Below are 14,202 nucleotides of genomic sequence, written 5' to 3'. Positions count from 1 at the left end.
GGGTCTAGGGTGTCCGGATGCCGCAGTTCGGGTTCGACACCCTGGCCCTGCTCGTCGTCATCGGGCTGGCCGGACCGCTGCTCGCCGCCGTCCCCGGCCTGGGCATCCCGATGGTGGTCGGCGAGCTCGTCGCCGGGATCGTCGTCGGCAGAACCGGTTTCAACATCGTCGACCCCGCCGATCCCACCCTCCAGCTACTGGCCAATACCGGCTTCGCGCTGGTGATGTTCCTCGTCGGCACCCACGTGCCGGTGCACAACCCGACGCTGCGGTCCGCACTGCCGACGGCCGTCGTTCGAGCCGTGCTCGTCGGAGTGGTCGCCGCGGTGTTCGGTGTCCTGCTCGCCGAAGCGTTCGGCACCGGTCAGGCGATGCTGTACGCGGTCCTGATGACCTCGTCGTCGGCGGCCCTGGCGCTGCCCGTCATCGACGGTCTGAAGCTCGCTGGCCCGGCGGTGCTGTCGACGACGGCACAGATCGCGATCGCCGATGCCGCCTGTATTGTGTTGCTGCCCTTGGTCATCGATCCCGACCACGCCGGGCGGGCCGCGCTGGGGGCGCTCGCGATCGCGGGTGTGGCCACGGTGCTGTTCGTCGCACTGCGGGCCTTCGAGCGCAGCGGCCGGCGCAAGCGGCTGCACCACTACTCCGAGGACCACCGGGAAGCACTGGAGCTCCGGGTGAGCCTGATCCTCTTGTTCGGCCTGGCGGCGTTGGCGGTCGCCACCCATGTGTCGGTGATGCTGGCCGGTTTCGCGTTGGGTCTGGTGGTCGGCGCCGTCGGCGAACCGCGCCGATTGGCCCGTCAGCTGTTCGGAATCACCGAGGGGTTCTTCGCGCCACTCTTCTTCGTCTGGCTGGGGGCCTCACTGCGCGTCCGCGAACTGGGGGAGCGTCCGGGTTTCATCGTGTTGGGTCTGGCGCTGGGGCTCGGTGCGGTGGTGGCCCACTGGACCGGGCGGCTCCTGCGTCAACCCCTGTCGCTCGGCACCCTGGCCGCCGCACAACTCGGGGTGCCGGTGGCCGCGGCCACCATCGGCACCGAACAGCACCTGCTGCAGCCGGGCGAGGCGTCCGCGCTGATCCTCGGTGCGCTGGTGACCGTGGTGGCGACGTCGGTCGCGGGCCGGGTGGCGGTCCGCACTCAGCTCGGCGGGGTGAAGCCGCCCGGCCCGGGCGGTGACGCCGGCGGTGGTGGTGGCGCCGCCGCAACCGGCGGGAAGAAACCGGCGCCGGCCTGAGCCGGCCCCGCCGCACCGAGGCGCATCAGCTCGCGGCGATGACGTTCGGCCAGCACCGCCGCCAGCAGGTACTGCGGCGGTGTGCCCGGCGGCGGTGGCGGTGAGATGTGCGCGACCACCTCGGCCGCGATGCGCGCGCCCATCTGATCCCGCAGCCGTGGCTCCAATTGCGGCGCCCGCGCGAGGAACTGCCGGGCCAGATCGGCCTGCTCGACCGAGAGTCCGGACAGCTGCAACGACGACGCCCACCACGCCAGCTGCGGCGGCATCACCGGCGGCGGTGGCGCTTTGGGGCCGCGTTCGCTGATCACCACGGTGCCGGCGAACACGTCACCGAGGCGCTTGCCCTTGGCCGACACCATGCTGGCGATCACCGCCGGCGCGCCGAAGAGCATCCAGATCTCGACCAGGCCGGCCAGCGCGCGGAACAGGGCCTGACGGAACCGCTCCGGGCCGCCGTCCTCGGACACCACCCGCAGCCCCATCGCGAACTTGCCCGGTGAACGGCCGCGGGTGGCTGTCTCGAACACCACCGGGTAGCCGATGAAGACGAGCACGGTGAAGATCACGACAATGGCCTGGGCGATCGCCAGGTCGAACTGGCGCAGCGTGAGCGCCCACAACACCGTCGCGATGATGTTGAGCAGCACCATGATCACGATGTCGATCAGGGCGCCCACCGCCCGCACCGGCAGTTGGGCGATCTGGACGTCGAGCACCACGGCGTCCCCGGTGACCATTGACGGCGAACTCATGCTCGAACGCTACTAAACTCGCCGGGGTGGATGTCGATGCGTTCGTGGTCGCACACCGCTCGACATGGACCCGGCTCGACCAGCTGGTCAAGCGCCGCAACAATCTGACCGGGGCCGAGGTCGACGAACTGGTCGACCTGTACCAGCGGGTCTCGACCCATCTGTCCATGGTCCGGTCGTCTTCCTCGGACTCTGTTCTGGTGGGGCGGCTGTCCTCGTTGGTGGCCCGTGCGCGTGCCGCGGTGACCGGGGCCCACGCCCCGCTGTGGAGCGATGTCGCCCGATTCTGGACGGTGTCGTTCCCGGTGGTCGCCTACCGGGCGTGGCGCTGGTGGCTGGCCACGGCGGTGGTCTTCTTCGCCGTCGCGGTGCTCATCGGTGGCTGGGTGGCACGGGATCCGGGCGTGCAGGCAACTCTCGGAACCCCCAGTGAGATAGCCGAATTGGTCAACCACGACTTCGAGTCGTACTACAGCGACCATCCGGCGGCGGCCTTCGCGCTGCAGGTCTGGGTGAACAACTCCTGGGTGGCTGCCCAGTGCATCGCGTTCGCGGTGCTGCTCGGGATCCCGATCCCGTACATCCTGTTCCAGAACGCCGCCAACGTGGGCGTGACCGGGGGACTCATGGTCAGCGCCGGCAAGGCCGACGTGCTGTTCGGCCTCCTCGTGCCGCACGGTCTGCTGGAGCTGACCGCCGTGTTCCTGGCCGGCGCGGTCGGGATGCGGCTGGGGTGGTCGGTGATCGCGCCCGGCGACCGGCCCCGCGGTCAGGTGCTGGCCGAGCAGGGCCGGGCGGTTGCCTCGGTGGCGCTCGGCCTGGTGGCCGTCCTGCTGGTGTCCGGTCTGGTCGAGGCGATGGTGACGCCGTCGGGGCTGCCGACGTGGGCGCGGATCGCGATCGGGGCGACCGTGTGGGCCGCCTTCCTGGGCTACGTCGTGCACTTCGGACGGCGGGGCGTGCGTGCCGGGGAGACCGGCGACATCGACGACGCGCCCGACGTGGTGCCCATTCGCTGACCAATTGTCTCGCTCCTCACCACCGCGTCCCCCGGTGGATCGTCGACTCGACTAGAGCCTGCCGGAGGCCTTCATCGCCAGATACTTGTCGGCCAGTGCCGGCGCGAGTTCGGCCGGCCCGGCGTCCACCACCTCGATGCCGAGGTTCCGCAGCCGGCCGGCCAGGTGCCGACGGTCGTTGCGGGCCCGTTCGGCGGCCGCGGCTCCATACACGGTCGCGGCATCGGAACGCCCGGCCGACATCTCCTCGACCCGCGGGTCGGACACCGCGGCGATGATCACCTGATGGCGCGCGGCCAGCTGCGGCAGCACCTGCAGCAGGCCCTCCTCGAGGGCCGAACTGTTCAGATCGGTCAGCAGCACCACCAGCGCGCGCCGGCGGATCCGTCGAGAGATCTCCGAAACCATTGCGGCGGAATTCGATTCGATCAGCTCGGGCTGCAGGGCGACCATCGCGTCGACCAGTTTCGGGAGCACCTCCGAGCGGGACAGCCCGAACACCGCGGCGCGGGCCACCTGGTCATGCGCCAGGAAGTCGACGTGGTCGCCGGCCCGCGCGGCCAGTGCCCCCAACAGCAGGGCGGCGTCCAGCGACCAGTCCAGCCGCGGCCAGCCCGTCGGGTCGGCGGCAATCGGATCCACCCCGACGCGCCCGGCGGACGTCCGCCCGGTGTCGACGACGATCACGATCCGGCGGTCCCGTTCCGGACGCCAGGTCCGCACCACCACGTCGGCGCGCCGGGCCGTCGCACGCCAGTCGATCGACCGGACGTCGTCGCCGACGACATACTCACGCAGCGAGTCGAATTCGGTGCCCTGGCCGCGGACCAGCACCGGCAGCAGGCCGTCGATCTCACGCAGTCGGGCCAGCCGCGACGGCAGGTGTTTGCGCGACAGGAAGGCCGGCAGGATGCGCACCGTCCAGGCGATCCGGCGGGACCGCTGCCGGCCCGCCAGCCCGAGCGGGCCCAGCGTGCGCACGGTGGTGGTGGCCGACCGCAGTTCGCCGCGCCGGACGGGTCGCAGCGTGGTCTGCACCACGGTGGATCCGTGTGCCCGGATATCGAGTGGGTGGCTGCGGGGTTCGGCGCGTGCACTGGGTGCCCACGCGTCGCGGATGCGGCCCCGCAACCGCCGGCCGGTGCCGTTGTTCACCTGCATCGTCAGGTCGACCGTCTCACCAAGGCGTGCCGACGTGCCGCCGGACCGGGTCAGCTCCACCCCGGCCGGGCTGGGCGCCAGCAGGACGTCGGCCAGTACGGCGACGGCCAACGCGGCCAGTAGTATCGCGAATGATGTTGCGGGCCATGGCGATACCGCGATCGGCAGCAGGCACACCAGTGCCACCAGTGCGGTCCGCCCGGTGAGTACCACTAGCGTGGTACCGGCACGGCTGCCAGGATCCCGTCGAGCACCCCGTCCGCGGTGGCGCCCTCGAGCTCGGCTTCCGGACGCAGCGCGATCCGGTGCCGCAGTGTCGGTTTCGCCATCGCCTTGACATCGTCGGGCGTGACGTAGCCCCGGCCGGACAGCCACGCCCACGATCGTGCGGTGGCCAGCAGTGCCGTCGCGCCGCGCGGTGAGACACCCAGGTTCAACGCCGGCGAATTCCGGGTGGCCCCGGCGATGTCGACGATGTAGCCGAGCACCTCATCGGCCACCAGCACCTGCCGCACCGCCTCGCGTCCCGCGGCCAGTTCGGCCGGACCGGCCACGGGCCGGATCGCCGACAGGTCGCGCGGATCGAATCCGTGCGCGTGCCGGGACAGGATCGCCACCTCCTGATCACGCGGCGGCAGCGGCACATTGAGCTTGAGCAGGAAGCGGTCCAGCTGCGCCTCGGGCAGCTGATAGGTGCCCTCGTACTCGATCGGGTTCTGGGTGGCGGCGACGATGAACGGATCCGGCAGCGCGCGCGGCTGCCCGTCGACGCTGACCTGACGTTCCTCCATGGCCTCCAGCAGGGCGGCCTGGGTCTTGGGCGGAGTGCGGTTGATCTCGTCGGCCAGCAGCAGGTTGGTGAACACCGGCCCCGCGCGGAACTCGAAGGCCGCGGTGCGCGCGTCGTACACCAGTGATCCGGTGACATCCCCGGGCATCAGGTCGGGGGTGAACTGCACGCGTTTGAAATCGAGTTGCAGCGCCGCCGCCAGCGCACGCACCAGCAGTGTCTTGGCCACGCCCGGAACACCTTCGAGCAATACGTGGCCGCGGCACAGCAGTGCGATCACCAGACCGCTGACCACGGCGTCCTGGCCCACGACGGCCTTTCCGATCTCGGCGCGCAGGGCGAGCAGCGCGGTGCGCGCCGGATCTGAGGGGGGAATCGGCTGACTCACGTGCGCCGGACCTGCCTTTCGATGGTGTCGAGGGTGTTTGCGAGTTGGACGAGTTGGTCGTCGCTGTGCGGCGGCGGCCCGAACAGCGCCTCGTGCACGGCCCTGGGTTCGCCGCCGCCCTGGGCGGCCACCGCCATCGCGACGGCTTCGGGCGTGGCCTGCGGGCCCAGGCCCAGCCGTGGGGTCAGCCGCTGCAGCGCCGCGGTCCGCAGCGCGCCGGCAGCCTGGACGCGGGCCCGCCGCGATCGGTACAGCCGGCCACGGCCCTCCACGGTTTCCGAGGCCCGCACCACGACGGGCAGCGTCTCGGCCACCAACGGGCCCATTCGCCGCGACCGCCACAGCGCCAGCAGCACGATCACCAGGACGAGTTGCGCGACGATCCAGTACACCCGCGCGGGGATGAGGTCGGACAGCGTTGCCGCGCCGTCCTTCTCGCCCTCGGCGCGCTGCGGCGCGTACCAGATCAGGTGGGCGTGCGAGCCGGCGAGGTTCATCGCCAGCGCGGCGTTGCCCTCCCGCAGCAGACCGCCATTCGTCATGAACCCCGATGCCCCGACCACGGTGACGGAGTCCGGGCCGTTCTGATAGCGCACCAGCACGCCGCCATAGCAGCGGGTGAGTTCCAGGTCGTCCGCGATTGACGTAAATGCTTGGGCGTCACCGAAATTCACGGCTCCGGCTTGTTGCGCCGCACGCAGGTCGCAGTCCGGGTCGGCGTGCTGCAGCCCACTCGGGGCGGTGCGGATTCCCGAGGCCAGCTGGTTACGGGCCGACGGGCCGGGATCGACGAGCAGGCGGTCGCCCGGAGCCTGGACCAGGTCGGCCAGCTGTGCATCGGTGCTGAGGTGGGGCGTCTGGGCCACCAGCAGCAGGGTGTCCGAACCCGCGTCCGAGGCCGCTCGCCGGGCATCGGCGGCCGAATCGGCCACGACCACGTCGACACCGCGCTCGCGCAACAGGGTGACCAGTGCGTGTGCGCCGTCGGTGGACGTGGAATCGGGATTCATCAGGCCGCCGCCCCGTGGAGCGGTCAGCCAGGCGGTCAATCCGGCCACCGCGACGATGGCCGCCAGCGCCAGCGTGAACCCGCGCCACGTCTTGCGGCGGGTGCGGGGCATCCCGGCCGTCACCGGACCGGTGTCCAATCCTGTTGTGCCGGTTGTGTCGTCGTCGCCGGCGCCCGGCGCGCGGAGTGCTCCCGCAGCCGGTCGTCGAGGTCGGCCACGATGCGGTAGGACTCGGATGTCCCGGGCATCTCGCCGTAGGCGACGTCGTTGAAAGCCGCTGCAGCGTTGGTGAATTGGGATGACAGTGCGGGGAACACCGCGCCGGCGTCGTGCGCCAGTTCCCCGGCCGTGCGGCCGGGCACCGGCGCCAGCGCGCCGTCCTCCTCGAGCTGGCGGGCCACGGCGCGCAACCGCTCCCGGACGGCGGCGGCCCATTCCCCGCGGGCTGCGTGCTGTTCGGCGGCGCCCCGGTGTGCGGCCGCGGTGCGTTCGGCGACGTCGAACAACTGATGGTCGGCGCGATCGACCCGCATGGCGCGCCGCGCCATGCGCACCGCGACCACCAGGGCGACGGCGACGATGATCACCAGGACGGTGACGGTGAACCAGCCACCGGGGACGTCCGACGCCAGCTGGGTCAACCGGAACAACTGGTCGTCGAGCCACTGCGAGATCCGGTCGAACAGCGACGGCTTCGGATAGATCGGCCGGGCGAGTTCGTGTCGGGCCGCTTCGTGCGCGGTGTCGCGGTCGACGTCGACGGTGGGCACTGTGCGCCTACGGACCGGTGAGCCACAGCTGGTCGGTGCCGGCGCCCGGGATCGCGTTCGCCGCGCCGCTGCGCAGCACCAGATCGAACGCCTCGGCCCGGATCCGCCGGTCGGTGTAGAGCAGCGTGTCCACTCCCGCGCTGAACGGTGTCACGACGATCTGCCCGATGATCGAACCGACCATGTTGGCCGTGGCGGCCAGCAGGATTGCGGCGGTGGACAACGACGACGCCGATGCCACCACCATCGTCACGATCGCGAACGGGACCGACACCGCGGTGGACACCGCCCCGGCCACCAACCCGGCCAGCAGGCGGATTCCCAGCACTCGCCAGAATCCGTTGCGCACCAGCGCGAGCGAACGCGAGAACGCGGCGAACACCGGCTTGCGTTCCAGCACGACCGCCACGGGTGCGAACGACACGATGGTGAAGAGCCAGACCAGCAGCGCCAGCGAGCCCAGCCCCAGCGGAACGCCGATCGCGGCGGCGGCATAACCGTTGCCCGCCATGGCGATTCCTGCGATGACGGCCGTCACGACGCCGATGATCACGGCCGCGCCGGCCACCTCGACAGCCACCAGGCCCAGCAGCGGAAGCAGTCGGCCCCGGATCCGGTCCCACGCCTCGGCCGCCGTGATCGGTGTACCGAACACCGCGCGGCCCACCACCACGGTGAGCATGCCGGTCAGTACGAGGGCGCCGAGCATTTTCACCACGAAACCGATGAACGACGTGATCGACGAAAGTGCAACGGCCCCGCCGTCATCGGCGGCGTTGACCATGGCGTCCAGATTGCCCGTCGCCGCCAGTGGACCGAGCTGGATGAACAGACCGAACAGCTGCGTGATGATCACCACGCCCGCGGTCAGCCCGAGCGTCACCCTCGGATTCGCCCGGATGTAGCGGATTGCCCCGTTGAACATGTCGCTGAGGGTCAGCGGTCGCAGGGGAATCACCCCGGGCTGCAACGCCATCGGCTGCCCGTACGGTGCGCCCGGCGGGGGGTGACCCGGGTAGCCCGGCGGGTAGCCCCCGTAGCCCGGGGGTGGGTAGCCGGGTGGCGGGTAACCCGGCGGTGGGTACTGCGAGGGGTAGGCCGAAGGTGGGTAGCCCGGTGGCCCCTGCCAGGATGGCCAGCCCGGACCCGTGGGGGGCATTGTCATCGCGCAGTCACCGGGAACGTCCCTCCCCCGTCGATCGAATGGTTTCGGATGTCGCTTCGGTCCAGTTTGGCACGGGTCGGCGTATCTTCGGCGGCATGGCCGAACTCGAGGACCGATTGCGGGCGGATCTGACCGTGGCGATGAAGTCGCAGGACAAGTTGCGAACGGCGACGCTGCGGATGTTGCTGGCCGCGATCCAGACCGAGAAGGTGTCGGGCAAGCAGGCCCGCGAACTGACCGACCCCGAGGTCTTGAAGGTGCTCGCCCGGGAGGCGCGCAAGCGTGGCGAGGCGGCCCAGATCTATGTCACCAACGGCCGCGGTGAGCTGGCTGCCAACGAACGCGCCGAGGCCGCCGTCATCGAGGAGTACCTGCCGTCGCCGCTGAGCGAGGACGAGATCGCCAATGTGGTCAACACCGCGATTGCGCAGGTGGCCGAGGAGATCGGCGAACGACCGCACATGAAGCACATGGGTCAGGTGATGAAGGCCGCCACGGCCATCGCGGCGGGCAAGGCCGACGGCGCCCGGCTGTCGGCGGCGGTCAGGGCGCGGCTGTAGTCGACCGATCCGTCAGGACAGGCCCATCAACCGGGTCACCCCGTGGTCGCGGCCGGCCGTGTACCCGCCGTCCACGGCGATGGCCTGGCCCGTGACGAACGACGCGTCAGCCGAGAGCAGGAACCTCGCCACCGACGCAATCTCCTCCGGACGGCCCAACCGGCGCAGCTTGTGCTCGTCGACCACGTGCGCCCGCACCTCCGCCATGCCGGGAAGGTCGAACACGTTGCGCAGCATGGGCGTATCGATGAAGCCCGGGCAGATGCAGTTGGCCCGGATTCCCTTGCCGCCGTAGTCGATCGCCAGGTTCTTGGTGAGGAGTACGACCCCGCCCTTGGACGCGTTGTAGGCACAACCACCGGCGGTGCCCTCCAGACCCTCGACGCTGGCGACGGTGACGATCGCGCCGCGCTCGCCGTCGCGGGGCTCCTGCTCGAGCATCCGCGCCGCGGCGTGCTTGGCGACGTGGAAGGTGCCCGTGAGGTTGATGCCGATGACCCGGTCCCATTCCCCGCGCTCGACGAAATGGGCCGGACCGCCCCCGCTGACCCCGGCGGAGGTGACCACCGCGTCGATGCGGCCGTGCCGGGACACGATGGCATCGATCAGGGTCGCGACGGCGACCTCGTCGGTGACGTCGAGTGCCTCGATCCCCTCGGCCGGGGTGATGTCGGCGCCGATCACCGTCGCTCCGTCGGCGGCCAACCGCGCCGCCGTGGCCGCCCCGATCCCGGAGGCCGCGCCGGTCACCAATGCCACCTTGCCCATGACTGTCATGGGGGCAATATGCCGCATCCGGAAAACCGCGCGCGGCCCTTTGCCCGTCCCGTATACAGAGGTGCATGTTGACGATCGGTCGGGTACGCGGGCTGGCGGCTGCGCTGGGTATCGGCGCTGCCCTGACCGTGGGTGCGGGGGTGGCGTGGGCCGAGGGCGACGGCACGGCCGCCGAGCATGCGGCCACCGACTCGGCTCCGGCGTCGTCGGACACCAACGCCGGACGCCCGGCGGCCGCAGCGACGGCGGACCACGAATCCGACACCACGGAGACTTCCGCGGCGACCGCGGCGGACGAGACACCGGCTCGTCACTCCGAGCAGCCTGACACCGAGAACACCGAGACCGCGGCGGACGACCCGGCCGATGAGGCCGCCGAACCGGCTGCGGCGCACCACTCTCGGTCGGTGGCCGAGGAGGCCACCGTGACCGTCGCCAGGACCTCGGACCCGGCCGACGAGCCGTCGTCGTCGAAAACGGACGACAGCCCGAGCGCGCCCGTGGACGAACCGGTGGCCGCGCTCGCGTATGCCGCCGTCGAGCGCCGTGAGAAGTCCGTGGCGGCGCCGTCCGCCCAGCGGGTGGTCCCCACCGAGACAACCAAGACAACCGAGACAACCGAGACAACCGAGACGGCCGACACGTCGGAACCCGTCGCCGTCACGACCACGAGTGCCCCCGCCACCGCGACGGACCTGATCGAGCAGTTCATCTATCTGCCCGTCCATTATCTCGTCCAAGCGTGGATCCGGAGCGGCATCGGCCGTGCGGTCGACGGCATTGTCAACGCACTCCTGGGCTCCTACGTCATCGGCAACGGCGCCGACGGCACCGAAGAGCATCCCGACGGCGGGGCCGGGGGCTGGTTGCTGGGTGACGGCGGTAAGGGCTGGAACAGCACCCTGGCGGGTTTCGCCGGCGGTAAGGGCGGCGCCGCCGGGGCGTTCGGCACCGGAGGTATCGGCGGGGCCGGCGGCGCGGGCGCGGCCGGTGGTGCCGGGGGTGCCGGGGGCTGGCTGATGGGTGTCGGCGGGGCCGGTGGCAACGGCGGTTCGGGTGCGCCAGGCGGTCCCGGTGGTGCCGGGGGTGCGGGCGGCGGCGCCGTCGGCCTGTTCCTGGGTGTCGGTGGGCACGGCGGCCGCGGCGGGGACGGCTCCGACGGCGGACGGGGCGGTACCGGCGGCGACGGCTCCTTGATCTTCGGTACCGGTGGTGCCGGCGGGGACGCGGGCGACAGTGGAATCGATGGTGCCACAACACAATTGCCCGCTCTCGGCGGCGCGGGCGGAACGGCCGGCTGGCTCGGTGCCCACGGCGCCGTCGGCAAGTCCGGTACCGGCGGGGTCATCCCGGGTCCCGGCAGCGGGGATTCCGACTCGGCCCTGCTGACTGTTTCGGCCAACGGCAGCTGGCTGACCACCGCCGACGGGCGGGTGGTTGTCCTGCACGGCGCCAACGAGGTCTACAAGGTCGACTCCTTCGACCCGGCCGACAGCGGGTTCGACGCCGACGATGCGGCATTCCTGGCGGCCAACGGCTTCAACGTCGTCCGGCTGGGCATCATCTGGGCCGCGGTGGAACCGCAGCCCGGGGTCTTCAATGATGCCTATCTCGCGTCCATCGCGCAGACGGTCCAGACGCTGGCCGACCACGGCATCTACAGCGTCCTGGACATGCACCAGGACAACTGGGGCACCACCTTTGGCGGTGAGGGCGCCCCGGAGTGGGCCACCCAGACCGGCGGACTGCCCAACAACGACTTCGGCTTCCCGTGGAGCTACTTCCTCAACCCCGCCGAGGGTCATGCCTGGGATTCGTTCTGGGCCAACGCCGAAACCCCGACCGGCCTCGGACTGACCGACGAATATGCCCGGGCGTGGGAGAACGTGGCGTCGTATTTCACCGGCAATTCGGCGGTGATCGGCTACGACATCATGAACGAGCCCTTCGAGGGCTCCAACTGGCTGTCTTCCCTGCTCGGCGGCACCTTCTTCGTCGAGCAGCAACTGGCGCCCATGTACAACCAGGTGATCGCCGCGATCAGGGCTGTCGATCCGACCACCGCCATCTTCGTCGAGCCGACGCCGGCCACCTTCGAGCTGGGCGCCCTGCTGGGCCGCCCACTGGTGATGGGCACCATCAACGACCCGAATGTCGTTATGGCAGTTCACAATTACTGCTATGGATCGGCTACCACCGGGATCTGCGGGTGGATCGCCACGACGGTGGCCGACAACGCGCAGGCCTACTCCGTCCAGCACCAGATCCCCGTGTTCATGGGTGAGTTCGGGGCCTCCGACGTGACCACCGATCTCACTGCGGCCACCAACGCCGCCGCCCGGTACTTCACCAGCTGGACGGTGTGGGCGTACTCCGGCAAGGGCGACATCACCACCGCCGGAACGACCACGGGCGAGGCGCTGGTGTACGACCCGGCGCAGCCGCCGTCCGGTACCAACGTCAACACGTCGAACGTGCTGACCCTGTCCGCGCCGTACCCGCAGCTGATCTCGGGTACACCGAACTCGTGGTCGTTCGCCGACGGCACGCTGAACTTCAGCTATTCCACCGAGAAGGTGGACGGCTCAGGCAGTTTCGATGCCGGCTCGCTCACCACCATCGCGGTCCCGGCCGGCCAGTTCCCGAACGGCTACCAGGTGAGCGTCACCGGCGGGCAGGTGGTGTCTGCCGCCGGCGCCCCGGTACTGGTCATCGCGTCCGATCTCGGAGCGACCACGGTCAGCGTCGTGGTGAACGCCAACGCGCCGGTTCAGGTCTGATCCGCCGCCGGGGCCGGATCGGCCTTCGGGGATGAATGTTCTTGCTGTTCCGATGAATTCGCTGGAACAACCCCCTCGTCGCCCTTGTGGTCCTGTTTCGGCGGCGCACTCTCCGGTGCGGTGGCGGCGGGCTCGTGTTCGTGGGATCGCGGCGCGTCCGTCGGCTCATCGGCCGTCTTGTCGGCGTCGCTGTCGCTCTTGTTGTCCGCGCCGGCCGGCTCATCGTCGTCGTCGACCGTGACCGGTTCGGGCGGATCAGCGGTGACCGACCGCGGCGATGGCTTCTTCTCCGGCGCCTGCGGCTTCGTGGTCGCGGTGTCGATCAGCTTGCCGTGCGACAGATGCGGGCCGTCCTCGGGGGTCAGGTTGCTGTAGCCCCTGTTGATGATCGGGATCAACATCGAATCCAGCGCATGCACGATCCCGGTGGGCACCCCGAGCTGTTCCAGCGGCCGGGTCAGCGGCAGGTACGGGGCCGGGACGAGGTAGGTGGTGATCGTGGCGCCCCTGCTGTTGGTGGTGGTGGTGATGTTCGACTCCGGCACGGTCGACAGATCCGCCCACTGGGTGAGCGGGTGCAGGTAGAAGCCGCCCAGGATGGCGTTCAGGTCGGCGAGCAGATGCCAGGGGCGGTCCGGGAAGTTGCCGACGCCGTCGTACTGGTAGGTGATGTCGACCCGGTCGAAGGCGCTGTCGGCCGGTGCGGCCCGCACCGTGTACTCCAGGATCGGAATGTGGGTGCCGGTGGGAAGGAACACGGTGAACAGGCCGGTCGCTCCCTGCGGGTCGGCGGTCGCGACGAAGGTGAGGTCGGCGTCCGGTTGGGTTCCCGTGCGGTCGAGATCGTCCTGCACGTCGTCGACCACCAGTGAGCCCTGCGATGTGCCGACCACCGTCACAGTGCCCGAGCTGCTTCCGATTGCCTTGTGCAGGTTGGCGATTCCTTCATCGACGGAGACTCCGAGAACCGGTCCGGTCGGGTCGGCCGCCGCGGTGAGTGGCCAGAACGACGCCGGATACTTCACCGTGACGACGTTGGTGCCGTAGGCGCCGTGGAGCACCGAGATCGGACCGCCCGGCGGTCCCGAGGGTGGCGGGCCGGGTACGACGGATTCCGTGCCGTTGAGCCACAGCACGGTGTCCGCGGCGTTGGCGGTGGAGATCGGCGCGGCCAGGATCGCGGCGGCAAGCGCGGCGACGAACCGTGTGCCACGGGAGCGAGAGACCTCGGTCAGCACAATTGCGCACCCCCGGTGAACGTGGTGGGGCCATCTTCCCACCACCGTTGCCGTTCAGGACGCCGATTGATCGACGTCGACGACCCTTCCGTGGCTGCGGATGTGTGGCGATGCGGGGCAGTCGTGGGTTCGGTTCCGGCCACCGTTCTTGGCCGCATACATTGCCCGGTCGGCGCGGCTGATGCACTCTTCTATCGTCTCGCCGGGCCGCCAGGCGGTGTATCCGATGGAGCATGTCTGGTCCGATGGCATGGAGCAGCGGATCCGTTCGAGCACCGAGACCGCTTGGGCCACGGTGATTTCGGGTAGGGCAACCAGGAACTCCTCGCCGCCCCAACGGGCCACGAGGTCCGATGACCGCACGTTGGTCGTAATCGTGTCCGCGATCTGGCGAAGGAGACGGTCGCCGGCGAGGTGCCCCGAAGAGTCGTTGAACGCTTTGAAGTGGTCGATGTCGATCATGGCGATCACGAGTTCACCGGCCGTCACGCACGGCTCGTCCAGCAGCGGCATGAGGTGGGCGATCCAGGCGCGGCGGTTCATCACAT

At 70.2% G+C, this 14,202-nt stretch carries 13 protein-coding genes; 4 read left to right on the top strand and 9 right to left on the bottom strand.

What is annotated here, in order from left to right:
* Positions 1 to 17 precede the first annotated feature (17 nt).
* On the top strand, positions 18 to 1,241 hold the full coding sequence (locus U0R18_RS16255; RefSeq protein WP_526370173.1) for a cation:proton antiporter: 1,224 nt from the start codon (positions 18 to 20) through the stop codon (positions 1,239 to 1,241).
* Here U0R18_RS16255 and U0R18_RS16250 read toward each other — a convergent pair.
* On the bottom strand, positions 1,145 to 1,981 hold the full coding sequence (locus U0R18_RS16250) for an RDD family protein (protein ID WP_526370445.1): 837 nt from the start codon (positions 1,979 to 1,981) through the stop codon (positions 1,145 to 1,147). The two genes, U0R18_RS16255 and U0R18_RS16250, sit on opposite strands and share 97 nt — an antisense overlap.
* 41 nt (positions 1,982 to 2,022) lie before the next feature.
* Between U0R18_RS16250 and U0R18_RS16245 the strand changes: the two genes are divergently transcribed.
* Entirely contained in the window at positions 2,023 to 3,015 is a 993-nt protein-coding gene (locus U0R18_RS16245; protein WP_526370171.1) for a stage II sporulation protein M, read from the top strand.
* 51 nt (positions 3,016 to 3,066) lie between these two features.
* Here the strand turns inward: U0R18_RS16245 and U0R18_RS16240 are convergent, their stop codons facing one another.
* The 5 genes from U0R18_RS16240 to U0R18_RS16220 are packed head-to-tail and all read right to left on the bottom strand — an operon-like array spanning position 3,067 to position 8,299.
* On the bottom strand, positions 3,067 to 4,389 hold the full coding sequence (locus tag U0R18_RS16240; protein ID WP_526370169.1) for a DUF58 domain-containing protein: 1,323 nt from the start codon (positions 4,387 to 4,389) through the stop codon (positions 3,067 to 3,069).
* Positions 4,389 to 5,354 (bottom strand): AAA family ATPase, encoded by a 966-nt coding sequence (locus U0R18_RS16235; RefSeq protein ID WP_526370167.1) that lies wholly within the window; start codon positions 5,352 to 5,354, stop codon positions 4,389 to 4,391. The genes U0R18_RS16240 and U0R18_RS16235 overlap by 1 nt, the downstream gene beginning before the upstream one ends.
* On the bottom strand, positions 5,351 to 6,475 hold the full coding sequence (locus U0R18_RS16230; protein ID WP_526370443.1) for a DUF4350 domain-containing protein: 1,125 nt from the start codon (positions 6,473 to 6,475) through the stop codon (positions 5,351 to 5,353). The genes U0R18_RS16235 and U0R18_RS16230 overlap by 4 nt, the downstream gene beginning before the upstream one ends.
* Before the next feature lie 8 nt (positions 6,476 to 6,483).
* Positions 6,484 to 7,134: a DUF4129 domain-containing protein gene (locus tag U0R18_RS16225; RefSeq protein ID WP_526370165.1), complete on the bottom strand. Its 651-nt coding sequence runs from the start codon at positions 7,132 to 7,134 to the stop codon at positions 6,484 to 6,486.
* 7 nt (positions 7,135 to 7,141) lie between these two features.
* Positions 7,142 to 8,299 (bottom strand): DUF7847 domain-containing protein, encoded by a 1,158-nt coding sequence (locus U0R18_RS16220; protein WP_526370163.1) that lies wholly within the window; start codon positions 8,297 to 8,299, stop codon positions 7,142 to 7,144.
* A gap of 95 nt (positions 8,300 to 8,394) precedes the next feature.
* On the opposite strand from U0R18_RS16220, the gene U0R18_RS16215 reads away from it, so the two are divergent.
* Positions 8,395 to 8,859, top strand: a complete 465-nt coding sequence (locus U0R18_RS16215; RefSeq protein ID WP_526370161.1) for a GatB/YqeY domain-containing protein — start codon at positions 8,395 to 8,397, stop codon at positions 8,857 to 8,859.
* A 12-nt stretch (positions 8,860 to 8,871) separates the two neighbouring features.
* Here the strand turns inward: U0R18_RS16215 and U0R18_RS16210 are convergent, their stop codons facing one another.
* On the bottom strand, positions 8,872 to 9,636 hold the full coding sequence (locus U0R18_RS16210; protein ID WP_526370159.1) for an SDR family NAD(P)-dependent oxidoreductase: 765 nt from the start codon (positions 9,634 to 9,636) through the stop codon (positions 8,872 to 8,874).
* Positions 9,637 to 9,701: 65 nt separating this feature from the next.
* Here U0R18_RS16210 and U0R18_RS16205 point away from each other — a divergent pair, with 65 nt between their 5' ends.
* A complete protein-coding gene (locus U0R18_RS16205; protein WP_526370157.1) occupies positions 9,702 to 12,416 on the top strand; it encodes a glycoside hydrolase family 5 protein in 2,715 nt (904 codons plus the stop codon).
* Here U0R18_RS16205 and U0R18_RS16200 read toward each other — a convergent pair.
* Complete coding sequence (locus U0R18_RS16200; protein ID WP_526370155.1) at positions 12,407 to 13,654, bottom strand: PE-PPE domain-containing protein; 1,248 nt, start codon at positions 13,652 to 13,654, stop codon at positions 12,407 to 12,409. The two genes, U0R18_RS16205 and U0R18_RS16200, sit on opposite strands and share 10 nt — an antisense overlap.
* Before the next feature lie 54 nt (positions 13,655 to 13,708).
* The gene (locus U0R18_RS16195) at positions 13,709 to 14,197 is read right to left on the bottom strand and encodes a GGDEF domain-containing protein (RefSeq protein WP_526370441.1); all 489 of its coding nucleotides are present in this window, start codon (positions 14,195 to 14,197) and stop codon (positions 13,709 to 13,711) included.
* Positions 14,198 to 14,202: the final 5 nt, after the last annotated feature.

It is taken from the genome of Mycobacterium sp., assembly GCF_046330795.1.
GTDB lineage: Bacteria > Actinomycetota > Actinomycetes > Mycobacteriales > Mycobacteriaceae > Mycobacterium.
The sequence above is the reverse complement of the archived record's forward strand: the minus strand, read 5'-3'. Positions and strand labels throughout refer to the sequence as shown.

Bases quoted from the DNA above. Each gene is read 5' to 3' on its own strand.
- U0R18_RS16255 (WP_526370173.1), top strand. From the start codon at position 18: ATGCCGCAGTTCGGGTTCGACACCCTGGCCCTGCTCGTCGTCATCGGG.
- U0R18_RS16250 (WP_526370445.1), bottom strand. From the start codon at position 1,981: ATGGTCACCGGGGACGCCGTGGTGCTCGACGTCCAGATCGCCCAACTG.
- U0R18_RS16230 (WP_526370443.1), bottom strand. From the start codon at position 6,475: ATGCCCCGCACCCGCCGCAAGACGTGGCGCGGGTTCACGCTGGCGCTG.
- U0R18_RS16220 (WP_526370163.1), bottom strand. From the start codon at position 8,299: ATGACAATGCCCCCCACGGGTCCGGGCTGGCCATCCTGGCAGGGGCCA.
- U0R18_RS16215 (WP_526370161.1), top strand. From the start codon at position 8,395: ATGGCCGAACTCGAGGACCGATTGCGGGCGGATCTGACCGTGGCGATG.
- U0R18_RS16210 (WP_526370159.1), bottom strand. From the start codon at position 9,636: ATGACAGTCATGGGCAAGGTGGCATTGGTGACCGGCGCGGCCTCCGGG.
- U0R18_RS16205 (WP_526370157.1), top strand. From the start codon at position 9,702: ATGTTGACGATCGGTCGGGTACGCGGGCTGGCGGCTGCGCTGGGTATC.
- U0R18_RS16195 (WP_526370441.1), bottom strand. From the start codon at position 14,197: ATGAACCGCCGCGCCTGGATCGCCCACCTCATGCCGCTGCTGGACGAG.